This is a genomic window from Pseudomonas sp. JY-Q, from assembly GCF_001655295.1.
GTDB lineage: Bacteria > Pseudomonadota > Gammaproteobacteria > Pseudomonadales > Pseudomonadaceae > Aquipseudomonas > Aquipseudomonas alloputida.
Window position 1 is genome coordinate 1,314,685 of sequence record NZ_CP011525.1, and the last position, 25,188, is coordinate 1,339,872.

Consider the following 25,188-nt stretch of genomic DNA (forward strand, 5'->3'; position numbering starts at 1 on the left):
TAACATAACTATTTCAGCACATAGGTTTTGCCCATGGCCAGCGATTTTTCTGTCGCCATGACTGATCCCACCCGCCACTACACTCGTGTAAGGTGCGCATCTTTCCTACGGAGCACAGCATGAGCACGGCCCAACACAACGCGCTGCACGGCAAGACCCTTGAACAGATCCTCACCGAGCTGGTGGCGCACTACCAATGGCAGGGCCTGGCCGAGCGCATAGACGTGCGCTGTTTCAAGAGCAACCCGACCATCAAGTCGAGCCTGACTTTTCTGCGCAAAACGCCATGGGCGCGGGAAAAGGTCGAGCAGCTGTACGTGAAGCTGCAGCGTCAGGCCTGACATGTCGTGTCGCCCTTGGCTGACCGGCATGGCTGTGCTTGGCTGGTTCGGCCTGGCCGTGCAGGTGAACCTGGTACTGCTGGCGCGTTGGCAGGAACAGGCCAGCCTGATTGGCGGCCTGATCAATGTGTTTGGCTATTTCACCGTGCTGACCAATACCCTGGTGGCGACGGTGCTGAGCTATGCCGCATTCGGCCGGGAAGGCCGTGGCAAACGCTTTTTCCTGTCGCCCTCGGTAAGCTCTGCAGTGGCCGCCAGTATCGTGCTGGTGGCGCTGGCCTACAGCGTGCTGCTGCGTCATTTGTGGCAACCACAGGGTTGGCAATGGCTGGCGGACGAGTTGCTGCACGACGTGATGCCGGTGCTGTATGCCCTGTACTGGTGGTGCGAGGTGCCCAAGGGCAGGTTGCGGCTATGGCATTTGCTGGTGTGGGCGGTGTACCCGGCGGTCTACTTTGGTTATGCGTTGTGGCGGGGGAGCGAGATTGGCGTGTATGCCTATCCGTTCATTGATGTGGCCAGTCTGGGGTATGGGCAGGTGATGCTCAACGCCCTTGGGGTGCTGGCGGGTTTCTGGGGGATAGGGCTGGTGTTGCTTGGGCTGGATCGGTGGCGGGGGCTGCACAGGTTGGCTTGACCTGTACCGGCCACTTCGCGGGCAAGCCCGCTCCCACAGAGCAATCACACGCCCAGGGGGCTGTGGTATTCGCTGTGGAAGCGGGGGACACGCGGTGCCTGGGTATCAGCAGCAGGGCACAAGATTTCTGATGCCCCCAAATTGCCAGGGCCGCGATTGCGTCTTAGTGCTTCTTCCCTTGCATGCTCGAAGCCCATTGCTCGCTGCGACTATGCCCACTGGTTCTCAACACACCCAGGTCCAGCGCATTTTCCCCATCCGCCGCCATTTTGCTTTTGGCTATCTCGGCGATTGCCGTGCCCAGATCCACCGGTGAGTTGGACGCATCGAGCGACAGGTCTCGGCGATAGTCATTGCCGCTTAGCGTTTCCTGGGTGACCGAGTTGGCGTCGAGCCTCACGTCGCCTTTGGCCGACTGCAAGCGTGCCCCTACCAGATGAGCGTTGCCACCGACCTGCAGGTCGATGCCGTCGCTGCTTTTAAGCGTGGTCTGACGCGTCACGTTGTCGCGCTGTGCATGCGACACGTCGAGGCTGACGGTCGGCGAGAACCCTGGGTCTGCCTTGCTCAGGGCAGAACCGGCCGTTTTCTCGACCTTGCCTCCCAGCGGCCCTGCCACCGATTTGGCCGCGTTGACATAGCCCTGCGGGTTTTTCTCTTGGCTCAGCCTGACATCGCCCTTCACGCTCAGGGTGTTGACGTTGTCCTTGAGGCTGGCGATGCGCAGGTCACCGTCGATTGTGCCGCCAATATGCTTTGCATCCAGGGTGGCACTCTCGATGCGGGTATCGCCGCGGCTTTGCAGGTCGATGCGCTCGGCGCGCAGGTCACTGGTATTCCAGGTGAGGCTGTCGCGCTTGTCGAGCTCTACCTTGAGCCGGCCATGCAGGCCGCGGGTGTCCAACGCGCCCTTGGCCATGTTGAAACCGGCGCCGGCCGAGATGTCGAGGTTGTCGCGTCGCTCCTGGCTGGAAGAGGCTTCAACCAGCATGCCGCCATTCGAGGCGTCGAGGGTGATCTGTTCGGCCGAGGCCTGCAGGCCTTGCAGGTGCAGGGCGATGTCATCGCGGGCGCTGCTGGTCAGGGTCAGTGTGCCGTTGCTGGCAAACTGGGCATCGACCGCCTGACGTGCATGTTCGTCCTGCTTGCCGTGGCTGAAGTGGCCGCCTATGGCTCCCCCCTGGGTCTGGCCAGCCTTGGCCGCCAGCTCCATGCCGCCACCCAGGTTGGCGCCTGTGGCCTGCTGGGTGTTGCTGGCCGCCTTGACCTGCAACTGGCCGCCGCTTTGTACCCGTATGTCGCCGGCCTTGGCCTCGCGGTTGCCAATGCGGGTGCCTTCGAGCAACAGGTCGCCGGCGCTGGTCAGTTGAACTTCGCCCTTGGCGTCGATTTGTGCCACTTGTGCCTTGCTCTGCGTGCTCAGCTTCTGGCCATGGTCCAGATAGCCCCGACCATCGACGCCGGTGCTGCCCGGGCGGTTGCCGACTTTGGCCCAGGCATTGCCATCGAGCTGGCGTGACTGCTGTTCGGCCTGGTCGGTCGCCTGGGGTAGGGCCAACGACCCTGCACTGTGCATGACCACGCTGCCTTCACCGCCATCGATGCGGGCCCCTTCGTAGCGGCCATCGCTGCCCAGCTGTACCTGGATACCCTGTTGCCCGTAAAGGCTGCCGGGCACGGCGGTGCTGGCGATATCCTTTTTATCCAGCGACCCTCCTTTGCCGGCGGCGCGTACATTCAAGTCCTCGCCGGTGCTGGTGTCCAGGCGCGCGTCGCCACCATAGGCCAGGCGTTGAACGGTGGTTTCCTGGGTATTTTCGGCGGCGCTCACCTGGTGCTGCTGCGCCTCGATTTTCAGCGAGCCGGCATTGGCCCGCCAGGCTGTGCCCTGGTCGGCCAGTGTGTCAGCCTTGACCTCGACCTTTGCTGCGGACAACTCGCTGACCTGAGCAATGCCACGGCGCTGGTTTTCCAGGCGCTTGAGGTGTTCAACCGTCATGTCGGCACCCACGCTGGGCGGTGCCATGGCGTCTTCGGGCGAGGCTTGCTGGAAGCGCGCGGCTTCCTCACCCAGCACCAGGCGTTCGATAGGGCGGGTCAGGTCGCGGTATTCGATACTGGCGCCCAGGCTACCCGACCAGTCGTCACGGCTTTGTTCATGTTCATGGGTATCCTGCACTGCACGGTTGTCGATGCGTTCGGCGGTCACCTGCAGGGTGTTGCCGGCCTCAACGTGCACGGCCTCGGTGAGCAGTGCATCACTGCGCAATTTCAGATCGCCGCTGGCCTGCAACTCGCTGCGCTGCACCTTGCTTTCGCGTTCGGCTTGCACCTCGCGGTTGTGATGGCCTTCGAACAAACTGCCCAGGCGGTCGATGCCACCGGTTACCGTCAGCCCGCCACCACTTTCGGTGGTGCTGGTGACTACGTCACGGTCGTTGCGGGTCGCCCCCAGTGTCACTTCCCGCGCCTGCACATCGAGGTCGCCGGCAGTGGCCTGGACCTTGCTGCCGTTGACCTGCAGGTGCGCGCTGCTGCTCATGCCCACCGAGGCACCCTTGAGCTCACTGGCAACCTGGCTGGTCGCGCGCTGCTTGCTGGTGGTGGTCACGACCTCATACGCCACGCCAGCCGCGTATTGGCGAGACTCGGGCTTGCCATCCTCGGCTTCCTGGGTCTGTCTGGCGCTGGCCGTGAAACTGCGTTGTTGGTCGCGGGTTTCGCGTTCATCGACCGATTGCGCACTGCCAATCAGCAGGTCGCCTTTGGCTTCGACTTGCAGGTGCTTGCCCGCTTCGACCTTGGCGCCCTGGATGCGCATCTCTTCGGCGCTGGCCAGGCGCAGGTTGCTGGTCGAGCTGACGTCGCTGACCAGTACCTGCTGTTTGCGGTCCGTGCTTTCGTGCGTGCTGCCGATCAGGCCGAACAGCTTACTGTCACTGGTGCGCTGGGTGGAGGTCGTGCTGCCATGGTCCGCCGCGATGGCCAGCGAACCGTTCTCGCTGTAGAGCACCGCGTCCTTTTTACCGAACACGGTACTGCCTTTGATGGCGACCTGGTCGGCTCTGACTGTGAGCTCGCCATCGCTGGTTATGGTGCTGCCCGCGACGACCTGGCCCTCGGTGTCGTTACCTTTTCGATCGCCAAAGAATGTACCGGATACCAGGTCGCCTCGGTAATCGCGTTGGGTACCGTGTTCCTGCAAGGTGGTGGTACCGATGTCGGCCTGTTTTGCCTGGATAGCCAGATCGCCGCGGCTGTGCAGGCTGCTGCCCTGCACGTTGAGGTTGTCGCTTGCCTTTATCGACATGTGCCCGGCGCTCAGGGTACTGCCCTTTGCGGTTTCCTTGAGCTGGTCGCTATCGCTGTCACCGCGCCATAAATCCTTGCGATGACGCACCTGCTGTTCGGTGCGTTTGCTGTCGATGCCGGCGAGGATGTCCAGGCCGGCACCGCTGTCGACCATCAGCTCGCTACCGGCGTCCACCTTCGCTGCGGTCATGCGCATGTCGTCGCCGGACTGCAACAGCACGCTGTCAGTGCCCAGCAATTGACTGCCCTGTTGCTGCTGGTGGGTGGTGGTGGTTTTGCTGTTGTAGGTTTCGCGGGTGACGAACCAGAACTTCTTGTTCCAGCTGTCACTGTCGTGCTTGATGTGCTCGATTGTCTTGGCGTCCAGTGTGAGTTTCTTGCCCGCCCTTGCTTCGATTCGCGGGGCCTGGCCGTCGACCGTTTCAAGCATCAGGTCATCGGCAGCGGTGAGTTTCAGCACGCCGCGCTCGCTGCGCAGCTCGGTCGGGCGGTCGCCACTGCCACTGACATGCAGGCCCCCGGCCGAGCTGATGTCGACCCCCTCGGCGCCCAGAATCTGCGAGGCCCCCACACGCACACCCGCGCCTTCGGCGGTACTTACCACACGGATACGCCCGGCGCGCATGGCGCCGAACAGGCTGGCATCAATGCTCGACGAGGGGCTGGGCAGGTGTTCGACCACCTCGCCGCTGCGGCTGTCGATACGGTTGCGACCGACGGTGATGTCGAGCGTTTCGCTGGCCATGAGCAGGCCTTTGCTGTCCACGCGTGGTGCGATCAGTTCGAGTGCGCCACCGGCATTGCCCTGGCCATGCTCCAGTACCTGCAGGGTGCCACTGGCCGTGAGCGTATCGAGATACCTGAGCTGTTGCTCCTCGAATTGCGGGGTGCCCACCACGAAGCCTGCGCGGGTGGTGTTGATGAAACTGCCGCCATTGAGGGTGATGCCATTGGGGTTGGCCAGTATGTAGTCGGCCGGGCGCCCGAAGATTTCCTGCGGCCCCTCGATCAGCGAGGCGTTGCGGCTGACCACTTCGTTAAGAATGGTCGAGGCGGCCTGGCCTTGAAATTGCGGGTTGGCCGCCAGGGCACCGGCCAGTTGCGACTGCCCGGCTGCGGTGGCGTTGTTCAGCACCAGGCCAGGGGTGGCAACGTTGTAGTCGATGAACTGGTTGTGTGACAGCCCCTTGGCGTTGGGCGGCACGATGTCGATCACCGGCACCCCGTGGCCATTGTGGATGACCGGGGTCCCCCCGGGGCCGCTGGCTGCTTCCAGTCCTGTCTGAGCCAGTGCGGCGCTGGGCCCGAGCACGGCGAGGAAGATTGCCCAGCGCAAGGTATCCGGGCGAACAGGCGGTAACTGCGAGAGTGTTTGCATTTTCTCGTTCTCTTTGTTGTGGGTGAATCAGATGTTCAGGGTCCAGTCCAGCACCCAGAAGCCGGGCTCCAGCAGCGGGCGGGGCAGGTCACTGGTGTACAAGGCGCGTTGGTAGTCCAGGCGCAGGCGGCTGCCGGGCAGGCTCAGCTCCAACCCTGCGGCGGCCCCGGCCAGGCGCTGTGACGGTTTGCCTTCGGCGGTGCGAACCCAGCCCTGGTCCAGGCCGATGTAGGGGCGTATCTCGAAGGGGTGGGCCCAGGTCAGTGGCAGCGCTTGGCTGAACGTATTGCGCCAGACGGCGCTGCTGGCACCGGAGTAAGTGTGCAGACGAAAGCCGCGGACAGCCGAATCGTCGCTGACCAGCAGTTGTTCGACGGCAGGCAACAGGTCGCGGCTGTACTGCAGGGCCAGCTCGCTCTGCCAGCGCCAAGGGTTGGGTGCCGGGCCCTGACGCAGGTGCAGCAGGTTGGCGCGGTATTTGCGAAAGTCCGGGCGCAGGCGTTGAGCACCCAGGGGCGCGCGGTCGGCACCCAATGCGTCAATGCCTTGGGCAACGCCGAAGTAGCCGTTCCACAAGCCATTTTCGAGCCACAGCAGGTTGAGGCCGGCCTCTACCGTGGCCAGCGTCGGGCTCTGCTGGACGATAACTGCGCCAGCGCTGCGGTTGATCAGCTGCTTGCGGTCCAGCCGGGCGCTGGCGCTGAGCATGCCTTGCTGGTTGCGCCACAACACCCGCTCGACACTCAGGCCCTGATAGCTGCTGCTGCCGTCGGCAGCCTTGTCGCTGTAGGGGAGTGGGGCTTGATAGCTTAGCTGGCTGGCGCTGAGGGCAAAGGTCCAGGCGCCGTAGGGGATGCTGTAGTACAACGATATCCCTCGGCTTTGGCCGGGCGTATCGAGCACCGTGCGGGTCCACGACAGGCGCAGCTCATCATTGAGGCCAAGCGGGCTGTCCAGGCCAATGCCGAGGTTGACGCGGTGGCGGCCGGTCAGCTCGCTGCCCCGGTTGTCGAAGCGGCTGTCCAGGTGCCAGCGTGAAGCAACCTTGCCCGGCTGCACGACCACGCGGGTGCCGCCTTGCAGTTCGCCGGGCAGCAAGGTGGCGCCCAGTTCATAGGCGCGTAGGCGGTTGAGCTGGTCCAGGCCTTGCTCAAGGTCGGGCAGGTACAGTGGCTGCCCGAGCAGGCCTGGGAAGGCACTGGAGAGGGACAGGGGCAGGTCGGGCCCTGCCAGCTCGATGGTTTCGACAAAGCCTTCGACAATGACGATGTCCAACGGCATGCCCTGTTCTGGGGGCTGTCGCAGGTAGGGGCGGCTGGTTGGGTAGCCGGCTTGTACATAACGTTGGGTGATGGCTTTGAGCAGCCGATTGATGTCGGCGATGCCCATGCAGGCAGGCGTGAGCGCACGGAGGGTGGGCGCCAGTGCCGAGCTCGAAAGCCGGTGCATGCCCGCCACGCGCACGCCATCGACTGCCCAGCAGCGATCATCGTGCGGTCGCTGGGAAGTGCTGTTGGTCGGTTCAGTCGGGGCGGGGATGCGCCGCCAGCGCTCCAGCCGCTGCTGTTGCTCCAGTTGCCGCAGCCCATGCTGTTGATCGCGCAACTGCTGGCTGGCAGGGTCGTCGGCCAGCACGTGGGGAATGGACAGCACGCCTGACAGGCAACTGGCCGACAGCCAATGGGCGATGCGGTGAATCAGGCACGGCATTGAAGCACCCCGCAAATGATGTACGGTTTTCGTACTCGTCTGCGTGGATGCTAAAAATTAAGTCACTCGCCTGGATGCAGTACCCTGCCTAAGCAACTGTCAGGCAAGTTCTCGCAAAGTGGTGAGAAGGTTCCTACAACCTGTACTGAAAGGCCCTATATCAAGGCCTGATCTCGATCAGCGTTCCATCCCGTACCAAGTCCCACACTTCCTGCATGTCGCGGTTGCGCATGGCAATGCAACCATCCGTCCAGTCCAGGGTATGGAAGTACCATTCCGGGTATTCATCGTTGATCGGCGTGCCGTGAATCATGATCATGCTGCCGGCACTCACCCCTGCCCGGGTCGCGCGGGCGGCATCGCTGATGTTCGGGTAGTTGATGTGCATGGCCAGGTTGAAGCGGTCGCTCTGCTTGCGCCAGTCCAGCCAGTACAAGCCCTCAGGGGTTTTCTTGTCGCCTTCGCGTTCCTTGGCGCCCTTGGGCTGCTTGCCCAGCGAGATGCGGTAGGTTTTCAGCGGCTCGCCACGGCTGATCAACTGCAGGCGGCGCTCGGACTTGATCACCAGTACCTTGTCGATCAACGGTTGCATGGCTTGCTGCGAAGGCGATGGGGTTTGCGCTGCCGGTGCAGGCTTGCGGATGATGGTTTCGGTGAAGGCCGCCTGGGACACCGAGGTAACGCAAAGGCAGAAGAGGGCAAGCAACCAGCGCATGTAACAGTATCCCTGAAGGCGTTTAGGTGTGTGGCGAAACGTTCATCGGCGGCAGGTATTCATGGCCTATGGGGTAGTGCTGGCCGATGCGGTCGCGATAGTAGCATTCTAGTGTGCGAGTGACGGTGCGGAAAGCCAGCGCGTTCCACGGTATCTCATGTTCTTCGAACAGGCGCACCTCCAGGCTTTCGGCACCCACGGCAAAGTCCAGGTCCGCCAACTCGGCGCGGAAGAACACATGCACCTGGTTGATGTGCGGCAGATCGAACAGCTGGTACAGGGACGTTGGCCCGACCCGGGCGCAGGCTTCCTCTACGGTTTCGCGACGCGCGGCCTGGTCGAGGGTTTCGCCGTTTTCCATGAAGCCGGCGGGCAGGGTCCAGAAACCCCGGCGCGGTTCGATGGCGCGGCGACACAGCAACACCTGGCTGCCCCAGGTCGGTAGCACGCCGGCCACGATGTTGGGGTTCTGGTAGTGGATGGTCTGGCAAGAGCCGCAGACGTACCGCAGGCGGCTGTCGCCCTCGGGGATCTGCTGAGTGACCGGTTGGCCGCACGCGCTGCAGAATTTCATGTGTGGTTCCTTATGTTCAAGGCTATCTTGGCGCGGCCACCGTGCCGCCGCAAGCGCTGGGGCTTGGGTGCTTCGCGGCTTTGGTGCATGATGCAACACAGGACCTGGATACGAGCGTGCGCAATGCTGGACGAGCTACTTCGCCGAATGAGCAACCACCAACCCGCGTCATTGGAAACCGACAGGCGGTTCCCCGAAGCGGCGGTCCTCTTGCCCATTACCCGCAGCGAAGCGCCCGAACTGGTTTTGACCCTGCGCGCCAAGGGCCTGTCTACCCACGGTGGTGAAGTCGCCTTTCCCGGTGGCCGCCGCGACCCGGAAGACCCGGACCTGGTCTTTACTGCCCTGCGCGAGGCTGAAGAAGAAATCGGCCTGCCCCCTGGCCTGGTGGAGGTGATTGGCCCGCTCAGCCCGCTGATTTCGCTACATGGCCTGAAAGTGACGCCATTCGTCGGGCTTATCCCGGACTTCGTCGAGTATCGCGCCAATGATGCCGAGATCGCGGCAGTATTCACCGTGCCGCTGGAATTCTTCCGCCAGGACCCGCGTGACCATACCCACCGTATCGATTACCAGGGGCGTAGCTGGTATGTGCCAAGTTACCGCTATGGTGAATACAAGATCTGGGGGTTGTCGGCGATCATGATCGTCGAGCTGGTCAACCTGCTGTTCGATGCCGGTATCAGCCTGCATCAACCCCCGGAGCGTTACATCGAAAATTGAGCGGGGCCTACCCCGCCGTCTGCGTCGCAGCCTGAGGAACAAGCATGAAATATCGCCTGGGCGACCTGCGGGTCGAGAGCCACCCCACCAGTTGGGCCGCCCCCAACGCCACGCTCATTGGCAACGTGCGCCTGCAAGCCAATGCCAGTGTGTGGTTTGGCGCGGTGTTGCGCGGTGATAACGAGCTGATCGACATCGGCGAAGGCAGCAACGTGCAGGATGGCACGGTGATGCACACGGACATGGGCTCGCCACTGACGTTGGGCAAGGGCGTGACCGTGGGCCACAATGCCATGTTGCATGGCTGCACGGTGGGCGACTTCAGCCTGGTCGGTATCAACGCAGTGATCCTCAATGGCGCACGCATCGGCAAGCACTGCATCATCGGCGCCAACGCACTGATTGCCGAGGGCAAGGAAATCCCGGACGGTTCGCTGGTGATGGGCTCGCCGGGCAAGGTGGTACGCGAGCTGACCGAGCAGCAGAAACGCATGCTGGAAGCGAGTGCCGCACATTACGTGCATAATGCCCAGCGTTATGCGCAAGCGTTGGTGGTTGATGATGAGTGATGTAGCAGAGCGGCCGGTGGCATCGCCGTGCGTGAGCATTTGCGCGCTGGACGAGCAGGATATCTGCACCGGCTGCCAGCGTACCGTGGCCGAGATTGGCCGCTGGGGGCGGATGGACAACCACGAGCGCCGGGCGGTGCTCAAGCGTTGCCATGAACGGGCAGTAGAAGCCGGCCTCATCTTGCAGGCCTGACGCGAACCCTGTCGGAGCGGGTTTACCCGCGAACGGCCCAGCGGTAATCTGTACGGCTTGCCCACAGACAGCCCGCCATGTTCTATCTGATTGCCTATATCAGCAGCGTAGTGCTGATCAACTACGCCTTCTCCAGTGCCCCGCATCTGGACATCATCTGGTCCGCCTGGGGCGGCCTGGTGTTCATCCTGCGCGACATGGTGCAAACCCGCTTCGGTCACGGCGCGCTGGTGGCCATGCTGGCGGCGCTGGTGTTGTCCTATGTCACCTCGGAGCCGGCCATCGCCTTGGCCAGCGCCACTGCGTTCTTCATTTCCGAGCTGATCGACTGGCTGGTGTTCAGCATCACCCGTCGGCCGCTGCGCGACCGCCTGTGGCTCAGTTCGGCGCTGAGCATCCCGGTGGATACCTTCATTTTCTTCGGCATGATCGGCGCTTTGACCCCGGCAGTCATCGGCACCGCGATGGCCTCGAAGTTCGCCGGTGTAACGGCGGTGTGGCTGGCCATGGCATTTCGCGCCCGGCGGGCCGCCGTGGCCGGTTGATGGTGTAGAATAGCGGTCCTTTTTCAGCGGGTGGCGCCTAGCCTGGCGCGGCCCCGGATGCCTTCGAGGACCTGAAATGACCCGTATCGGAACCCCATTGTCGCCCACCGCGACCCGTGTACTGCTCTGCGGCTGTGGCGAGCTGGGCAAGGAAGTGGTAATCGAGCTGCAGCGCCTGGGCGTCGAAGTAATCGCCGTCGACCGTTACGCCAATGCTCCGGCTATGCAGGTGGCGCACCGCAGCCATGTGGTCAACATGCTCGATGGCGTTGCCCTGCGCGCGGTGATCGAAGCCGAGAAGCCGCACTACATCGTTCCGGAAATCGAAGCCATCGCCACCGCCACCCTGGTCGAGCTGGAAAACGAAGGCTTCACCGTGGTGCCCACCGCCCGCGCCACCCAGTTGACCATGAACCGCGAAGGCATCCGCCGCCTGGCTGCCGAAGAGCTGGACCTGCCAACCTCGCCGTACCACTTCGCCGACACCTATGAAGACTACGCCAAGGCCGTAGCCGACCTGGGTTACCCGTGCGTGGTCAAACCGGTGATGAGCTCGTCGGGCAAGGGCCAGAGCTTGCTGCGCAGCGATGCTGACCTGCAGGCGTCGTGGGACTATGCCCAGGAAGGCGGCCGCGCTGGCAAGGGCCGGGTGATTGTCGAAGGTTTCATCGACTTCGAATATGAAATCACCCTGCTGACCGTGCGCCACGTGGGCGGTACCACCTTCCTTGAACCTGTCGGGCACCGTCAGGAGAAGGGCGATTACCAAGAGTCCTGGCAGCCACAGGCCATGAGCCCGAAGGCGCTGGCCGAATCGCAGCGCGTGGCCAAGGCGGTCACCGATGCCCTCGGCGGTCGCGGCCTGTTTGGTGTGGAGCTGTTCGTGAAGGGCGACCAGGTGTGGTTCAGCGAAGTGTCGCCGCGCCCGCATGACACCGGTCTGGTCACCCTGATTTCCCAGGACCTGTCGCAATTCGCCCTGCATGCCCGCGCCATTCTCGGCCTGCCGATTCCGGTGGTGCGTCAGTTCGGCCCGTCGGCCTCGGCAGTGATCTTGCCCGAAGGCCAGTCCCAACAGACCAGCTTCGCCAACCTGGGCGCAGCGCTGAGCGAGCCGGATACCGCCATTCGCCTGTTCGGCAAGCCGGAAATCAACGGTACCCGCCGCATGGGCGTGTGCCTGGCGCGTGACGAGTCGGTCGAACTGGCGCGGGCCAAGGCGACCCGTGCTTCGCAGGCGGTCAAGGTCGAGTTCTGATCCGAGAGTGCTGGGGCTGCTTTGCAGCCCTGTCGCGACACAAGGCCGCTCCCACAGGGATCGCGCAGCTTCCAGGCTTACGCGATCCCTGTGGGAGCGGCCTTGTGTCGCGATAGGGCCGCAAAGCGGCCCCACTGGCTTACAGCGCGGTATCCCGCGTCTCTTTCAGGCACAGCACGGCAATCAGGCTGATCACCGCTGCCGCCGACACATAACCGCCCACCCAGCTCAACCCCCCCATGCTCACCAGCTTCTGGGCAAAGAACGGTGCCGCCGAGGCGCCAACGATGCCGCCCAGGTTATACGCCGCCGAGGCACCGGTATAACGCACGTGGGTCGGGAACAGCTCTGGCAACAGTGCCCCCATCGGCGCAAAGGTGACGCCCATCAGGAACAGCTCGATGGCCAGGAACAGCGCCACCCCCGCAGTCGATCCCGAGGTCAGCAGCGGTTCCATGGTAAAGCCCGAAGCTATCGCCAGCAGACCGCCGACGATCAGTACCGGCTTGCGCCCGTAACGGTCACTGAGCCAGGCCGACAACGGTGTGGCCAGTGCCATGAACACCACCGCGAAGCACAGCAGGCCAAGGAACGTTTCGCGGCTGTAGCCCAGTGTGGTCACGCCGTAGCTCAGCGAGAACACCGTGGAAATGTAGAACAGTGCATAGCACACCACCATGGCCGCAGCGCCCAGCAGGGTTGGCAGCCAGTATTTCGAGAACAGGTCGACCACCGGCATTTTCACCCGCTCGTGGCGGGCAACGGCCTTGGCGAACACCGGGCTCTCCTCGAGCTTCAGGCGCACGTACAGGCCTACCAGTACCAGTGCGGCGCTGAGCAGGAACGGAATGCGCCAGCCCCACTCACGGAACTGCTCGTCGCTGAGCACCAGGGCCAGGGTCAGGAACAGGCCGTTGGCCGCCAGGAAGCCGATTGACGGCCCCAACTGCGGGAACATGCCGAACCAGGCCCGTTTGCCTTCCGGCGCGTTTTCGGTAGCCAGCAGGGCCGCGCCACCCCATTCGCCGCCCAGGCCCAGGCCTTGGCCAAAACGCAGCAGGCAGAGAATGATCGGCGCCCACACGCCAATGCTGTCATAGCCCGGCAGCACGCCAATGGCGGTGGTGGATACGCCCATCAGCAGCAGCGAGGCGACCAGCGTCGACTTGCGGCCAATGCGGTCGCCGAAGTGGCCGAACAACGCCGAGCCCAGTGGCCGGGCGAGGAAGGCGATACCGAAGGTGAGGAAGGCGGCCAGCATTTGCGCGGTGCCCGACCCGGACGGGAAGAACACCGGGCCGATCACCAAGGCTGCGGCGGTGGCGTAGACGTAGAAATCATAGAACTCGATGGCGGTGCCGATGAAGCTGGCAGTGGCGACCCGCGCAGGCGAGTTGACGGGTGTGGCAGGCGCTTGGGCGTAAGTGCTGCTTGTCATTGAATAGGTCCCTGACAGTCTGGTCCGGCTCCATGGGCTTGGCCCGCAGTGGCGTGCCCTGTAAAAGGCACGGTGACGCGGACGCCGGAGCGTTTTGTTGTGTGCGCCCGACTGACGATGGCCCAAGGGGGGTAGGGGCGGGGGCGGGTACTGTTCGGGGTGTTGACGCAGGACCGCAGGGCGTATCAGTGGAGCGGACTGGCCGTGGAGCGCCGGGTGCGGGTAGCAGGCGTGACGGCGGGGCTGGGTAAGCGTGACCCGAGTATAGCTATCGGGTCACGGTCCACACCAGTACCTTGCTGGCGCAATTGTCCTCTGTTTCAAGGATTTCCAGGCGATAGCGGCCTATCTTCAGGCAAACAGCGCTTTCCGGGATGCTTTCCAGCGCTTCGGTGACCAGCCCGTTGAGGGTTTTCGGCCCGCCGTCGCAGGGCAGGTGCCAGCTCAGGGTGCGGTTGATTTCGCGTAACGAAGCGGTGCCATCGATGACGAAGGTGCCATCGGGTTGCGGGTGCACATGCGGGTTTTCCAGGCTTTGCTCGTCCTCGAACTCGCCGACGATCTCTTCGAGAATGTCTTCCAGGGTGACGATACCCAGTACTTCGCCGTACTCGTCCACCACCACGCCCAAGCGGCGTTGCTGCTTGTGGAAGTTCAACAACTGCATTTGCAGGGGCGTGCTTTCCGGTACGAAATAGGGTTCGTAGCAGGCGCTGTGCAGCGCTTCCAGGGTCAGCTCGGCCTTGGGCAGCAGGTGGCTGATCAGCTTGGTGTTGAGGATCGCTTCAACCTGGTTGATGTCGTTGTGGTAGACCGGCAGGCGGGTGTGGCGGCTGACGATCAACTGCTCGATGATGCGTTCGATCGGCTCGTCGAGGTTGATGCCATCCACTTCGTTGCGCGGCACCAGGATGTCGTTGACGGTGATCTTGTCCAACGACTGCAGGCCGTCGAGCAGGCCATGGCGAGGTGCTTCGTGCTGTTCATCCTCATCAAAGTCGTCGGCATCCTGCGTATGCAGGGCCACAGCGGTGGGCTGTGCACGGAACGGGCGCAGCATGAGCTTGGCGGCGCCGTCCAGCAGGCAGGCCAGTGGCTGCAGCAGTGCGAGAGGCACTTTCAGCAGGCTGGCGCCAAGGCTCACGAACGCCTGCGGGTTACGTCGGGCCAGGCGCCGCGGCAGGTATTCGGCAAACACCAGCAAGGCGAGGGTCGCGGCCAGGCCCGCCAGCCAGAAGCCGTGCTCGCCGCTCTGGCGCTGGCCCATCAGGCAGGCCAGCCCCAGCACCAGTAGCTTGCCCAGGCTGGCGCACAGCACCAAGGCCTGGGCCGGCAGCACGGGATGGCCGTCTTCGCCGGCGCGCAGTGCGCCATTGAGCTGCAGGCGGGCTGCATCCACGGCGGTGAACAGTGCTGACCACAAAAGGGCCAGTGCCAGAGTGCCGAATAGCGGTGCGTACGGCAGGGTGTCCATGGGCGGCCGTCAGATATGCAAGATGAATTCGCGAACCAGCTTGCTGCCGAAATAGGCCAGCATCAGCAGGCAGAAACCGGCCAGCGTCCAGCGGATGGCCATGTGGCCCCGCCAACCCAGGCGGGTGCGGCCCCACAGCAGCACGCTGAACACCACCCAGGCGACACAGGCCAGCAAGGTCTTGTGCGCCAGGTGCTGGGCAAACAGGTTGTCGAGGAACAGCCAGCCGGAGATCAGCGACAGCGACAACAGGCACCAACCGGCCCAGAGGAAGCCGAACAGTAGGCTTTCCATGGTTTGCAGTGGCGGGAAGTTGCGAATCAGCCCGGACGGGTGCTTGTTCTTCAGCTGGCGGTCCTGCAGCAGCAACAGCAGCGACTGGAACACCGCGATGGTGAACAGCCCGTAGGCCAGGATCGACAACAGGATATGCGCAAGGATGCCCGGTTCTTCATTGATCAGCGGCACCGTACCGGGGGGCGCGAACTGCGCCAGCAGTGCCGTTACCGCGCCCAGCGGGAACAGCAGCACCAGCAGGTTTTCTACCGGTATGCGCAGGCAGGCCAGCAATGTCAGGGTAATGACTGCCACGGCGATTAGGCTGGCGGCGCTGAAGAAGTCCAGGCTCAGCCCCAGCGGGGTGATCAGCTGGAAGAACAGTGCGCCGGCCTGGGCCAGCACCGCGAAGGCACCCAGCAGGCCAAGCAGGCGCTTGTCGGCCTTGCGGCCCTGGGCCAGGTGAGAGCCCTGGTAGATGGCCGCTGCTATATATAGGCCGGCGGCGATCAGGTTGGGAATGAGGCTGGGAGAGGAGACCATAAGTCCTGGTTGGCGAGCCTTTAAAGAGACGGAGTTTGGCATAGATTCTGCCGCTCTAGGAAGACTGAAGGGTTGTGTCAGGGCATTCGCGGGCACGCCCGCTCCCACAGGTACGGCCCAGGCCTGCAAGCCGTGAAGATCCTGCGGGAGCGAGCGCGCCCGCGAAGAGGCCAGCACAGCCACCGAATATCTACCAAGGTGTGCGTCGCCGCTGCACTTCGCTATAATCGCCGCCTTGCTGTGCCCGGCGGGTGTGTATTTCCCCCCTGGCACCTGACAAACCTCGGCTTTACTGGGCCTGAAAGGATCACCATGTTCGAAAACCTGACCGACCGCCTGTCACAGACGCTGCGCCATGTCACCGGCAAGGCCAAGCTGACCGAAGACAACATCAAGGACACGCTGCGCGAAGTGCGCATGGCGCTGCTCGAGGCCGACGTTGCCCTGCCGGTCGTCAAGGATTTCGTCAACAGCGTCAAGGATCGTGCGGTCGGTACCGAGGTGTCGCGCAGCCTGACCCCGGGCCAGGCCTTCGTGAAGATCGTCCAGGCCGAGCTGGAAAGCCTGATGGGCGCGGCCAACGAAGACCTCGCACTGAACGCCGCCCCGCCTGCTGTCGTGCTGATGGCGGGCCTGCAGGGCGCGGGTAAGACCACCACCGCCGGCAAGCTGGCGCGCTTTCTTAAAGAGCGCAAGAAAAAGAGCGTGATGGTGGTGTCTGCCGACGTCTATCGTCCGGCGGCGATCAAGCAGTTGGAAACACTGGCCAACGATATCGGCGTCACCTTCTTCCCGTCCGATATCAGCCAGAAGCCGGTGGCCATCGCCGAAGCCGCCATCCGTGAAGCCAAGCTGAAGTTCATCGACGTGGTCATCGTCGACACCGCCGGCCGTCTGCACATCGACGCCGACATGATGGACGAGATCAAGGCGCTGCACGCTGCCGTCAAACCGATCGAGACGCTGTTCGTGGTCGACGCCATGACCGGCCAGGACGCTGCCAACACCGCCAAGGCCTTTGGCGAGGCGCTGCCGCTGACCGGTGTGGTGCTGACCAAGGTTGACGGTGACGCCCGTGGCGGTGCTGCGCTGTCGGTACGCGCAATCACCGGCAAACCGATCAAGTTCATCGGTATGGGTGAGAAGACCGAGGCGCTCGAGCCGTTCCACCCCGACCGCGTCGCTTCGCGCATCCTCGGCATGGGCGACGTGCTCAGCCTGATCGAGCAGGCTGAGCAGACCATCGACAAGGCCAAGGCCGACAAGCTGGCCAAGAAGCTGAAGAAGGGCAAGGGCTTCGACCTCGAAGACTTCCGTGACCAGCTGCAGCAAATGAAGAACATGGGCGGCCTCGGCGGCCTGATGGACAAGCTGCCAAGCATCGGCGGGGTCAACCTGTCACAGATGGGCAACGCCCAGGGCGCGGCCGAAAAGCAGTTCAAGCAAATGGAAGCGATCATCAACTCCATGACCCCGGCCGAGCGCCGCGACCCTGACCTGATCAGCGGTTCGCGCAAGCGCCGTATTGCGTTGGGGTCCGGTACCCAGGTGCAGGACATCGGCCGGCTGATCAAGCAGCACAAGCAGATGCAGAAGATGATGAAGAAGTTTTCTGCCAAAGGCGGCATGGCCAAGATGATGCGCGGCCTCGGTGGGATGCTGCCAGGTGGCGGCATGCCAAAGCTGTAACCCCTGATTCGGGTGCCTGCCTTTTGTCGGGCAGGCGCCCAGAACCCCCGCTGTAGCGGGGCAACAGCCGCGAATTTCGCGGCGCAACCGGCAAATCTGGACGGCAGGGCGAGGCCTTGCCGAAAAAGTCATTTGCAAATGTCCGTGTATTCCCCGAGAATATGCGGCCTTTTGGGCACCCGTGTGCCTATTTGGCATTCAGATTTGCAGTACCAGCTGCTGTATCAACTGCAGCACCGACTATAGGAACGATGTTCACATGGTAACCATTCGTCTGGCCCGTGGCGGCTCGAAAAAGCGCCCATTCTACCACCTGACCGTGACCAACTCGCGTAACGCCCGTGACGGCCGTTTCGTTGAGCGCGTAGGTTTCTTCAACCCAATCGCTGCTGGCGCCGAAGTTAAGCTGTCGGTCAACCAAGAGCGCGTCACCTACTGGCTGAGCCAGGGTGCACAGCCGTCTGAGCGTGTTGCTCAGCTGCTGAAGGAAGCTGCCAAGGCCGCTGCCTGAATAGTATGAACGCGACGCCAGAAAAGGCTGACGACCTCATCGTCGTTGGCAAGATTTTTTCGGTTCACGGCGTTCGCGGCGAGGTGAAGGTGTATTCCTTTACCGATCCGATTGAAAACCTGTTGGATTATCCACGCTGGACGCTTCGGCACGAAGGCAAGGTAAAGCAGGTCGAGCTGGTCAGCGGTCGTGGCTCCCAAAAGGGCCTGGTCGTGAAGCTGAAAGGTCTCGACGATCGCGATGAAGCCCGTCTTCTGAGCGGTTACGAAATCTGCATCCCGCGGAGCCTTTTGCCCAACCTGGCTGCCGACGAGTACTACTGGTACCAGTTGGTAGGTCTGAAGGTCATCAACCAGGACGAACAACTGTTCGGCAAGGTCGATCACCTGTTGGAGACCGGTGCGAACGATGTAATGGTGGTCAAGCCCTGCGCAGGCAGCCTGGATGATCGCGAGCGTCTGTTGCCCTATACGGAGCAATGTGTGCTGGCAATCGACCTCGAAGCAGGCGTGATGCGGGTCGAATGGGACGCGGACTTCTAAACGATGGGTAACCTTCGCGTAGACGTCATCACGTTGTTCCCCGAGATGTTCTCGGCCATCACGGAGTACGGCATTACCAGCCGCGCGGTGAAACAAGGGTTGCTTCAGGTGACTTGCTGGAACCCGCGGGACTACACCACAGATCGTCACCACACGGTAGATGATCGGCCGTTTGGCGGTGGTCCGGGCATGGTGATGAAAATCAAGCCTCTGGAAGACGCCTTGGTTAGCGCCAGGCAGGCGACCGGAGCAGCGGCGAAGGTGATCTACCTTTCGCCACAAGGCCGCAAGCTGACTCAGCAGGCGGTCAAAGGCCTGGCCGAACAGGAATCGTTGATCCTGATCGCCGGTCGTTATGAAGGCATCGACGAGCGCTTTATCGAGGCTCATGTCGATGAGGAGTGGTCGATTGGCGACTATGTGCTTTCCGGTGGCGAGCTGCCGGCCATGGTACTGATCGATGCGGTTACGCGACTGCTGCCCGGAGCTTTAGGGCATGTGGACTCGGCGGAAGAAGATTCCTTCACCGACGGTCTGCTCGATTGCCCGCACTACACCCGGCCTGAGGTGTATGCGGATCAGCGTGTTCCCGACGTGTTGCTAAGTGGCAACCATGCACATATCCGGCGTTGGAGGATGAAGCAGTCCCTTGGTAGGACCTTCGAACGACGCGCCGATCTTCTGGAAAGTCGCTCGCTTTCTGGAGAAGAGAAGAAGCTGCTCGAGGAATATCTCCGCGAGCGGGACGATAGTTAAACGTATCGATGGTGGATCGCGTATCCATCTTAGGAGCACAGCATGACCAACAAGATCATCCAGCAGCTCGAAGCCGAGCAGATGAGCAAGGAAATCCCAACCTTCGCACCAGGCGACACCGTTGTCGTTCAGGTTAAAGTGAAGGAAGGTGAGCGTTCCCGTCTGCAGGCGTTCGAAGGCGTCGTTATCGCCAAGCGTAACCGCGGTCTGAACAGCGCCTTCACCGTGCGCAAGATCTCCAGCGGCGTTGGCGTAGAGCGTACCTTCCAGACCTACAGCCCGCAAATCGACAGCCTGGCCGTGAAACGTCGTGGTGACGTGCGTAAAGCCAAGCTGTACTACCTGCGCGACCTGTCCGGCAAAGCCGCTCGCATCAAGGAAAAACTGTCCTGAGTGCAGTTTGCCCGGTGGCCGAGGCCGCCTAGCGAGAAAAAAGCAGCCTTCGGGCTGCTTTTTTGCGTTTTGAAACCCCGAAAATGTGATTGCCATGACGACCCGAGACCAGGAAATCCAGCGCCGCACCGAACTGTCGGTGACCCGCGTGACCAAGGCGGTGTTCCCCAATACCACCAACCACCACAACACCCTGTTCGGCGGCACCGCCCTGGCCTGGATGGACGAAGTGTCGTTCATCGCTGCCACGCGTTTCTGCCGCCTGCCATTGGTTACCGTGTCTACAGACCGCATCGATTTCAAGCACCCGATTCCTGCGGGCTCGATCGTCGAGCTGGTGGGGACGGTGATCAAGGTCGGCAATACCAGCTTGCAGGTGCAGGTGGATGTGTTTGTCGAGAACATGTACCTGGATGGCCGTGAACGGGCGATCCATGGGGTGTTCAGCTTCGTCGCCATCGACGAGGACAAGCGCCCGGTGCCCGTGCTGCCAGGCACCTGAGCATTACGGTTGCGCTGCTGGCTCGATCAATGCCACCAAGGTCCAGCCCGGTTGTGGCTGCAGCGGGTTATCAGGGCTGGTTACATGGACCCAGCCATGGCCATCGCGCGCGAACAGCAAGTTTGCCCGTTCGCCATGCAGTGCCTGGTAGGCATCCCAGCCAAAGCCTTCGGTCAGGTTGGTGCTATACAGCTCGGCGCCTTGATGCAGACGGTTGGCCAGTTGCAGATAGGTCATCGGCTTGGCCCCCAATAGATGCCCGCGGTGCTCTTCGGCCGCCCGGTGCTTGTCGCTACGTTGTTTCTCCAGGCCACTGGCTAGCACGAACAGCCGGCTGTGGCCGAAATCATGACGGAACCTGGCGCAGGCCAGGGCATTGATTTCGCCGGCGGGAGAGAGGCCCAGCAAGTGCCCGAGGCCGACCAGGTCCAGATGGGCGTCGGCATGCTGCGAGGCCGGGTTACCAAAGTAGGTCGTGAGCCCGTCCATGCGTGCGGCGCGGATGTTTTCCCAGCTGGAGTCCGTCAGCAAAACCCGGCAGCCCAATTGTTGAAGGGCTTTGGCGATGGCCCGGGCCGGTTCGTTGGCACCGACGATGAGAAACCCGCTGGGTGCCGGTTCGGCGACCTTGAGCAAGCGTGCCAGCGGCCTGGCCGTGGCGCTTTGCAGTACCACCGTGCCAATGATTACCGCGAAGGTCAACGGTACCAGCAGCAAGGCATCCTGGTGGCCGGCCTGGTGCAGGCGGATGGCAAAAATAGCGGAAACGGCCGCGGCAACGATGCCGCGCGGCGCAATCCAGGCCAGCAGCGCGCGCTCCCGCCAGTTGAGTGTCGAGCCCAGTGTGGCCAGCCAAACGTTGAGCGGACGTGCCAGCAGCTGGATCACCAGCAACAATGCCAGCACAGCAGGGCCAAGGCCCAGCAGGGCATGCAGGTCAAGGCGTGCAGCCAGCAGAATGAACAGGCCGGAAATCAGCAGCACACTGAGGTTTTCCTTGAAGTGCAGGATTTGCCGCACATCAACCCCGCGCATGTTGGCCAGCCACATGCCCATCACGGTCACCGCCAGCAGCCCGGACTCGTGCACGATCTGGTTGGCGGCGATGAAAATGCCCAGTACCGCCGCCAGTGACGCGAGGTTGTGCAGATATTCTGGTAGCCACTGTTCGCGCATGATTTGCCCCAGTACCCAGCCCCCTGCCGCGCCCAGGGCGGTACCGCAGAAGATCACACCGGCAAAAGTGATAAGGCTCTGGCTCAGGCCGTTACCCTCGGCGCTGGCGATGATGAAGCTGTATACCACCACGGCGAGCAGCGCGCCGATGGGGTCGATCATGATCCCTTCCCAGCGCAGGATGTTCGCGATCGCAGACTTTGGCCGCACCACGCGCAGCATCGGCACGATCACCGTGGGGCCGGTCACCAGCGTCAGGGTGCCGAAAAGAATCGCCAGCGGCCAGTCGAACCCGAGCAGCCAGTGGGTTGCCAGTGCAATCACCAGCCAGGTGACCAGCGCACCCACCGTGACCAGGCGATGCACCACGCTGCCGATCTCGCGCCACTGCGACAGGTGCAGGGTCAGGCTGCCTTCGAACAGGATCAGCGCCACCGCCAGCGACACCAGCGGCATCAGCAATGGGCCGAACAGCGCCTCGGGGTCGAGCCATCCCAGCGCTGGGCCGGCAAGGATCCCGGCCAACAACAGAAACAGAATCGCCGGCAGCTTCAGGCGCCAGGCCAGCCACTGGCAGGCGAGCGCTGCAGCGCCGATGCCGCCCACACTCAGAAGGATCTGCTGTTCGCTCATGCGGGCTCCCTATGCCGACGTTGTTATGAAAGACTAAGCGCCATTTCGTCGTTTGCCACCGAGATTTCATGCCCGCCCTCGACCACCCCCTGATCGACCAGTTCCTTGACGCCCTATGGCTGGAAAAAGGCCTGTCCGACAACACCCGCGTGTCCTACCGCAGCGACCTGGCCCTGTTCAATGGCTGGCTGCAGGAGCATTCGGTATCGCTGCCAGACGCCGGCCGCGACCTGATCCTCGATCACCTGGCCTGGCGCCTGGATCAGGGCTACAAGCCACGTTCCACGGCGCGTTTCCTCTCCGGTCTGCGCGGCTTTTTCCGTTACCTGCTGCGGGAAAAGCTGGTGGCCATCGACCCGACCCTGCAGGTCGACATGCCGCAATTGGGCAAGCCGCTACCCAAGTCGCTGTCCGAAGCCGACGTCGAAGCCCTGTTGCAGGCTCCGGACCTGGGCGAAGCCATTGGCCAACGCGACCGTGCCATGCTCGAAGTGCTCTACGCGTGCGGCCTTCGGGTTACCGAACTGGTCAGCCTGACCCTCGACCAGGTCAACCTGCGCCAGGGTGTGCTGCGGGTGATGGGCAAGGGCAGCAAGGAACGCCTGGTGCCCATGGGTGAAGAGGCGGTGGTGTGGTTGGAGCGCTACCAGCGCGATGGTCGCGCCGAACTGCTCAATGGCCGTCCCAGCGACGTGCTGTTCCCCAGTCAGCGCGGCGAGCAGATGACGCGCCAGACCTTCTGGCACCGTATCAAACACCACGCACGGGTTGCCGGCATCGACAAGCCGCTGTCGCCGCACACCCTGCGGCATGCCTTTGCCACCCACCTGCTCAACCACGGTGCCGACTTGCGGGTGGTGCAGATGCTGCTGGGCCACAGTGACCTGTCGACCACGCAGATCTATACCCACGTCGCCAAGGCCCGCCTGCAGCAGTTGCACGCCCAGCACCACCCGCGTGGATGAATGTTTTTCATGTTCCGCCGACCGGTCCTTGCGACCCCCTTCACGGGCAGCGTGATGTGGTAGGCTTGAGCGGTTTGCACCAAGGGCCGCACGGTCACCGCGTATTTTCCGCAGGTGGCGCCCTCCGGCCCCTGTCCGCCTTCAGGAGTTCCCATGCGCGTGACCCAGTTTTTCGCCGCCGCCGCGTTGGCGCTGGCCAGTACCTTTGCCGTTGCCGCGGCAACCGATAGCAACGCCGGTGCCGAGCAGGCCATCCGTAAATCGTTGCAGAACCTCGAGTTGGAAGTGCCTGTGGAAAGCGTGGCCAGCAGCCCGCTCAACGGCCTGTATGAAGTCAAGCTGCAGGGCGGCCGCGTGCTGTACGCCAGCGCTGACGGCCAGTTCGTGATGCAGGGCTACCTGTTCCAGATCCAGGACGGCAAGCCGGTCAACCTCACCGAAAAAACCGAACGCCAAGGTATCGCCAAGCTCATCAACGGCATTCCAGCCGCCGAGATGGTGGTTTATCCTGCCAAAGGCGAGACCAAGTCGCACATCACCGTGTTCACCGACACTACCTGCCCGTACTGCCACAAACTGCACGCCGAAGTGCCTGAGTTGAACCGTCGCGGTATCGAAGTGCGCTATGTCGCCTTCCCGCGTCAGGGCCTCGGTTCGGCGGGTGACCAGCAGTTGCAGGCGGTGTGGTGCTCCAGCGACCGCCGTGGGGCGATGGACAAAATGGTCGAAGGTGAAGAAATCAAGGCCGCCAAGTGCACCAACCCGGTCAGCAAGCAGTTCCAGCTGGGTCAGTCGATCGGTGTCAACGGCACGCCGGCCATTGTTCTTGAAAGCGGCCAGGTCATTCCGGGCTACCAGCCGGCACCGCAGGTCGCCAAGCTGGCACTTGCCAAGTAATCCAGTTCAGTACGCCGTCGTCATGGGGTGACGGCAAGTTTCACGGTCGGCAAACGTGTCGGCCGTTCAATGGGGAGTTCACAGTGAAACCGGTCAAAGTAGGCATCTGTGGGTTGGGGACCGTCGGTGGCGGAACCTTCAATGTACTTCAGCGCAACGCCGAGGAGATTGCCCGCCGTGCCGGGCGCGGTATTGAAGTGGCACAGATCGCCATGCGCTCGCAGAACCCGAACTGCCAGATTACCGGTACCCCCATTACCGCTGACGTGTTCGAAGTTGCAAGCAACCCGGAGATCGACATTGTCATCGAGCTGATCGGTGGCTATACCATCGCCCGCGACCTGGTGCTGAAGGCCATCGAAAACGGCAAGCACGTGGTCACTGCCAACAAGGCGCTGATTGCCGTGCACGGCAACGAAATCTTCGCCAAAGCTCGCGAGAAGGGCGTGATTGTCGCTTTCGAGGCGGCCGTAGCCGGTGGCATCCCGGTGATCAAGGCCATCCGCGAAGGCCTGTCGGCCAACCGCATCAACTGGCTGGCTGGCATCATCAACGGCACCGGTAACTTCATCCTCACCGAAATGCGTGAGAAGGGCCGTGCCTTCCCGGACGTGCTGGCCGAAGCTCAGGCGCTGGGCTACGCCGAAGCCGACCCGACCTTTGACGTAGAAGGCATCGACGCTGCACACAAGCTGACGATCCTGGCGTCCATCGCGTTCGGTATCCCGCTGCAGTTCGACAAGGCCTACACCGAAGGTATCACCCAGCTGACAACGGCAGACGTGAACTACGCCGAGGCGTTGGGCTACCGCATCAAGCACCTGGGCGTGGCGCGCCGCACCGCCGAAGGTATCGAGCTGCGCGTGCACCCGACGCTGATCCCGGCCGACCGTCTGATCGCCAACGTCAACGGCGTGATGAACGCTGTCATGGTCAACGGTGATGCTGCCGGCTCCACCCTGTACTACGGTGCCGGCGCGGGTATGGAGCCTACCGCTTCGTCAGTGGTCGGCGACCTGGTCGACGTGGTCCGTGCCATGACCTCCGACCCGGAAAACCGTGTGCCGCACCTGGCCTTCCAGCCAGACTCGCTGTCGGCCCACCCGATCCTGCCGATCGAAGCCTGCGAAAGCGCCTACTACCTGCGTATCCAGGCCAAGGATCACCCGGGCGTTCTGGCCCAGGTCGCCAGCATCCTCTCGGAGCGCGGTATCAACATCGAGTCGATCATGCAGAAGGAAGCCGAGGAGCAGGACGGCCTGGTGCCAATGATCCTGGTGACCCATGGCGTGGTCGAGCAGCGTATCAATGATGCCATCGTCGCCCTGGAAGCCCTGCAGGACGTGGTCGGCAAGGTTGTGCGCATTCGCGTCGAGCAGCTCAACTAACAAATATTGCCGATGGGCCGCCCGCGCGGCCCCGGCCCCAGCATCGAAGG

At 62.8% G+C, this 25,188-nt stretch carries 24 protein-coding genes; 16 read left to right on the plus strand and 8 right to left on the minus strand.

From position 1 onward, the window contains the following. Positions 1–119 precede the first annotated feature (119 nt). Together AA098_RS05820 and AA098_RS05825 are read left to right on the plus strand one after the other, a co-directional pair. The gene (locus AA098_RS05820) at positions 120–341 is read left to right on the plus strand and encodes a VF530 family DNA-binding protein (protein ID WP_003252112.1); all 222 of its coding nucleotides are present in this window, start codon (positions 120–122) and stop codon (positions 339–341) included. A 1-nt stretch (position 342) separates the two neighbouring features. Beyond that, entirely contained in the window at positions 343–978 is a 636-nt protein-coding gene (locus AA098_RS05825; RefSeq protein WP_064613929.1) for a Pr6Pr family membrane protein, read from the plus strand. Positions 979–1,141: 163 nt separating this feature from the next. On the opposite strand, the gene AA098_RS05830 is transcribed toward AA098_RS05825, so the two are convergent. The 4 genes from AA098_RS05830 to AA098_RS05845 form a co-directional block, all read right to left on the minus strand. Further along, complete coding sequence (locus AA098_RS05830; RefSeq protein WP_064613930.1) at positions 1,142–5,668, minus strand: hemagglutinin repeat-containing protein; 4,527 nt, start codon at positions 5,666–5,668, stop codon at positions 1,142–1,144. A 27-nt stretch (positions 5,669–5,695) separates the two neighbouring features. Next, positions 5,696–7,378 carry a ShlB/FhaC/HecB family hemolysin secretion/activation protein gene (locus tag AA098_RS05835; protein WP_060545971.1) on the minus strand — a complete coding sequence of 561 codons (1,683 nt, stop codon included), beginning with the start codon at positions 7,376–7,378 and terminating at the stop codon, positions 5,696–5,698. 160 nt (positions 7,379–7,538) lie between these two features. Further along, positions 7,539–8,093: a murein L,D-transpeptidase family protein gene (locus tag AA098_RS05840; RefSeq protein ID WP_003252119.1), complete on the minus strand. Its 555-nt coding sequence runs from the start codon at positions 8,091–8,093 to the stop codon at positions 7,539–7,541. Between the two features lie 22 nt (positions 8,094–8,115). Beyond that, positions 8,116–8,667, minus strand: a complete 552-nt coding sequence (locus tag AA098_RS05845; RefSeq protein WP_003252122.1) for an NUDIX hydrolase — start codon at positions 8,665–8,667, stop codon at positions 8,116–8,118. 123 nt (positions 8,668–8,790) lie between these two features. Here AA098_RS05845 and AA098_RS05850 point away from each other — a divergent pair, with 123 nt between their 5' ends. From AA098_RS05850 to purT, 5 genes are all read left to right on the plus strand, one after another. Beyond that, on the plus strand, positions 8,791–9,390 hold the full coding sequence (locus tag AA098_RS05850) for a CoA pyrophosphatase (protein ID WP_003252125.1): 600 nt from the start codon (positions 8,791–8,793) through the stop codon (positions 9,388–9,390). A 44-nt stretch (positions 9,391–9,434) separates the two neighbouring features. Then, positions 9,435–9,959: a gamma carbonic anhydrase family protein gene (locus AA098_RS05855; protein ID WP_003252127.1), complete on the plus strand. Its 525-nt coding sequence runs from the start codon at positions 9,435–9,437 to the stop codon at positions 9,957–9,959. Further along, positions 9,949–10,152: a DUF1289 domain-containing protein gene (locus tag AA098_RS05860; protein WP_033726433.1), complete on the plus strand. Its 204-nt coding sequence runs from the start codon at positions 9,949–9,951 to the stop codon at positions 10,150–10,152. The genes AA098_RS05855 and AA098_RS05860 overlap by 11 nt, the downstream gene beginning before the upstream one ends. 77 nt (positions 10,153–10,229) lie before the next feature. Then, on the plus strand, positions 10,230–10,697 hold the full coding sequence (locus tag AA098_RS05865; RefSeq protein ID WP_003252131.1) for a VUT family protein: 468 nt from the start codon (positions 10,230–10,232) through the stop codon (positions 10,695–10,697). A gap of 76 nt (positions 10,698–10,773) precedes the next feature. After that, positions 10,774–11,955 carry a formate-dependent phosphoribosylglycinamide formyltransferase gene (gene purT, locus AA098_RS05870; RefSeq protein ID WP_012053590.1) on the plus strand — a complete coding sequence of 394 codons (1,182 nt, stop codon included), beginning with the start codon at positions 10,774–10,776 and terminating at the stop codon, positions 11,953–11,955. 139 nt (positions 11,956–12,094) lie between these two features. Here the strand turns inward: purT and AA098_RS05875 are convergent, their stop codons facing one another. The 3 genes from AA098_RS05875 to AA098_RS05885 form a co-directional block, all read right to left on the minus strand. Beyond that, positions 12,095–13,393, minus strand: a complete 1,299-nt coding sequence (locus AA098_RS05875) for an MFS transporter (protein WP_003252134.1) — start codon at positions 13,391–13,393, stop codon at positions 12,095–12,097. A gap of 268 nt (positions 13,394–13,661) precedes the next feature. Then, a complete protein-coding gene (locus AA098_RS05880) occupies positions 13,662–14,867 on the minus strand; it encodes a transporter associated domain-containing protein (protein ID WP_047604467.1) in 1,206 nt (401 codons plus the stop codon). Positions 14,868–14,876: 9 nt separating this feature from the next. Next, on the minus strand, positions 14,877–15,686 hold the full coding sequence (locus AA098_RS05885; RefSeq protein ID WP_003252138.1) for an inner membrane protein YpjD: 810 nt from the start codon (positions 15,684–15,686) through the stop codon (positions 14,877–14,879). A 312-nt stretch (positions 15,687–15,998) separates the two neighbouring features. On the opposite strand from AA098_RS05885, the gene ffh reads away from it, so the two are divergent. From ffh to AA098_RS05915, 6 genes are all read left to right on the plus strand, one after another. Then, on the plus strand, positions 15,999–17,375 hold the full coding sequence (gene ffh, locus AA098_RS05890; RefSeq protein ID WP_003252139.1) for a signal recognition particle protein: 1,377 nt from the start codon (positions 15,999–16,001) through the stop codon (positions 17,373–17,375). 259 nt (positions 17,376–17,634) lie between these two features. Then, a complete protein-coding gene (gene rpsP / locus AA098_RS05895) occupies positions 17,635–17,886 on the plus strand; it encodes a 30S ribosomal protein S16 (RefSeq protein WP_003252142.1) in 252 nt (83 codons plus the stop codon). A 5-nt stretch (positions 17,887–17,891) separates the two neighbouring features. Further along, positions 17,892–18,428 carry a ribosome maturation factor RimM gene (gene rimM, locus AA098_RS05900; RefSeq protein ID WP_003252144.1) on the plus strand — a complete coding sequence of 179 codons (537 nt, stop codon included), beginning with the start codon at positions 17,892–17,894 and terminating at the stop codon, positions 18,426–18,428. 3 nt (positions 18,429–18,431) lie between these two features. Continuing rightward, a complete protein-coding gene (gene trmD / locus AA098_RS05905; RefSeq protein ID WP_003252146.1) occupies positions 18,432–19,184 on the plus strand; it encodes a tRNA (guanosine(37)-N1)-methyltransferase TrmD in 753 nt (250 codons plus the stop codon). Positions 19,185–19,226: 42 nt separating this feature from the next. Next, on the plus strand, positions 19,227–19,577 hold the full coding sequence (rplS, locus tag AA098_RS05910) for a 50S ribosomal protein L19 (RefSeq protein ID WP_003252148.1): 351 nt from the start codon (positions 19,227–19,229) through the stop codon (positions 19,575–19,577). Between the two features lie 94 nt (positions 19,578–19,671). Beyond that, complete coding sequence (locus AA098_RS05915) at positions 19,672–20,079, plus strand: acyl-CoA thioesterase (RefSeq protein WP_004575447.1); 408 nt, start codon at positions 19,672–19,674, stop codon at positions 20,077–20,079. A gap of 3 nt (positions 20,080–20,082) precedes the next feature. Here the strand turns inward: AA098_RS05915 and AA098_RS05920 are convergent, their stop codons facing one another. After that, on the minus strand, positions 20,083–21,888 hold the full coding sequence (locus AA098_RS05920) for a sodium:proton antiporter (RefSeq protein ID WP_054888645.1): 1,806 nt from the start codon (positions 21,886–21,888) through the stop codon (positions 20,083–20,085). Positions 21,889–21,956: 68 nt separating this feature from the next. On the opposite strand from AA098_RS05920, the gene xerD reads away from it, so the two are divergent. The 3 genes from xerD (at position 21,957) to AA098_RS05935 (ending at position 25,138) form a co-directional block, all read left to right on the plus strand. Next, the gene (xerD, locus tag AA098_RS05925) at positions 21,957–22,853 is read left to right on the plus strand and encodes a site-specific tyrosine recombinase XerD (protein WP_003252154.1); all 897 of its coding nucleotides are present in this window, start codon (positions 21,957–21,959) and stop codon (positions 22,851–22,853) included. A 153-nt stretch (positions 22,854–23,006) separates the two neighbouring features. Continuing rightward, positions 23,007–23,750 (plus strand): thioredoxin fold domain-containing protein, encoded by a 744-nt coding sequence (locus AA098_RS05930; protein WP_003252155.1) that lies wholly within the window; start codon positions 23,007–23,009, stop codon positions 23,748–23,750. Positions 23,751–23,833: 83 nt separating this feature from the next. Further along, a complete protein-coding gene (locus AA098_RS05935; RefSeq protein WP_003252157.1) occupies positions 23,834–25,138 on the plus strand; it encodes a homoserine dehydrogenase in 1,305 nt (434 codons plus the stop codon). Positions 25,139–25,188: the final 50 nt, after the last annotated feature.

Coding starts and splice junctions, on each gene's coding strand:
- AA098_RS05820 (WP_003252112.1), top strand. CDS start 120: ATGAGCACGGCCCAACACAACGCGCTGCACGGCAAGACCCTTGAACAG.
- AA098_RS05825 (WP_064613929.1), top strand. CDS start 343: ATGTCGTGTCGCCCTTGGCTGACCGGCATGGCTGTGCTTGGCTGGTTC.
- AA098_RS05830 (WP_064613930.1), bottom strand. CDS start 5,668: ATGCAAACACTCTCGCAGTTACCGCCTGTTCGCCCGGATACCTTGCGC.
- AA098_RS05835 (WP_060545971.1), bottom strand. CDS start 7,378: ATGCCGTGCCTGATTCACCGCATCGCCCATTGGCTGTCGGCCAGTTGC.
- AA098_RS05840 (WP_003252119.1), bottom strand. CDS start 8,093: ATGCGCTGGTTGCTTGCCCTCTTCTGCCTTTGCGTTACCTCGGTGTCC.
- AA098_RS05845 (WP_003252122.1), bottom strand. CDS start 8,667: ATGAAATTCTGCAGCGCGTGCGGCCAACCGGTCACTCAGCAGATCCCC.
- AA098_RS05850 (WP_003252125.1), top strand. CDS start 8,791: ATGCTGGACGAGCTACTTCGCCGAATGAGCAACCACCAACCCGCGTCA.
- AA098_RS05855 (WP_003252127.1), top strand. CDS start 9,435: ATGAAATATCGCCTGGGCGACCTGCGGGTCGAGAGCCACCCCACCAGT.
- AA098_RS05860 (WP_033726433.1), top strand. CDS start 9,949: ATGATGAGTGATGTAGCAGAGCGGCCGGTGGCATCGCCGTGCGTGAGC.
- AA098_RS05865 (WP_003252131.1), top strand. CDS start 10,230: ATGTTCTATCTGATTGCCTATATCAGCAGCGTAGTGCTGATCAACTAC.
- purT (WP_012053590.1), top strand. CDS start 10,774: ATGACCCGTATCGGAACCCCATTGTCGCCCACCGCGACCCGTGTACTG.
- AA098_RS05875 (WP_003252134.1), bottom strand. CDS start 13,393: ATGACAAGCAGCACTTACGCCCAAGCGCCTGCCACACCCGTCAACTCG.
- AA098_RS05880 (WP_047604467.1), bottom strand. CDS start 14,867: ATGGACACCCTGCCGTACGCACCGCTATTCGGCACTCTGGCACTGGCC.
- AA098_RS05885 (WP_003252138.1), bottom strand. CDS start 15,686: ATGGTCTCCTCTCCCAGCCTCATTCCCAACCTGATCGCCGCCGGCCTA.
- ffh (WP_003252139.1), top strand. CDS start 15,999: ATGTTCGAAAACCTGACCGACCGCCTGTCACAGACGCTGCGCCATGTC.
- rpsP (WP_003252142.1), top strand. CDS start 17,635: ATGGTAACCATTCGTCTGGCCCGTGGCGGCTCGAAAAAGCGCCCATTC.
- rimM (WP_003252144.1), top strand. CDS start 17,892: ATGAACGCGACGCCAGAAAAGGCTGACGACCTCATCGTCGTTGGCAAG.
- trmD (WP_003252146.1), top strand. CDS start 18,432: ATGGGTAACCTTCGCGTAGACGTCATCACGTTGTTCCCCGAGATGTTC.
- rplS (WP_003252148.1), top strand. CDS start 19,227: ATGACCAACAAGATCATCCAGCAGCTCGAAGCCGAGCAGATGAGCAAG.
- AA098_RS05915 (WP_004575447.1), top strand. CDS start 19,672: ATGACGACCCGAGACCAGGAAATCCAGCGCCGCACCGAACTGTCGGTG.
- AA098_RS05920 (WP_054888645.1), bottom strand. CDS start 21,888: ATGAGCGAACAGCAGATCCTTCTGAGTGTGGGCGGCATCGGCGCTGCA.
- xerD (WP_003252154.1), top strand. CDS start 21,957: ATGCCCGCCCTCGACCACCCCCTGATCGACCAGTTCCTTGACGCCCTA.
- AA098_RS05930 (WP_003252155.1), top strand. CDS start 23,007: ATGCGCGTGACCCAGTTTTTCGCCGCCGCCGCGTTGGCGCTGGCCAGT.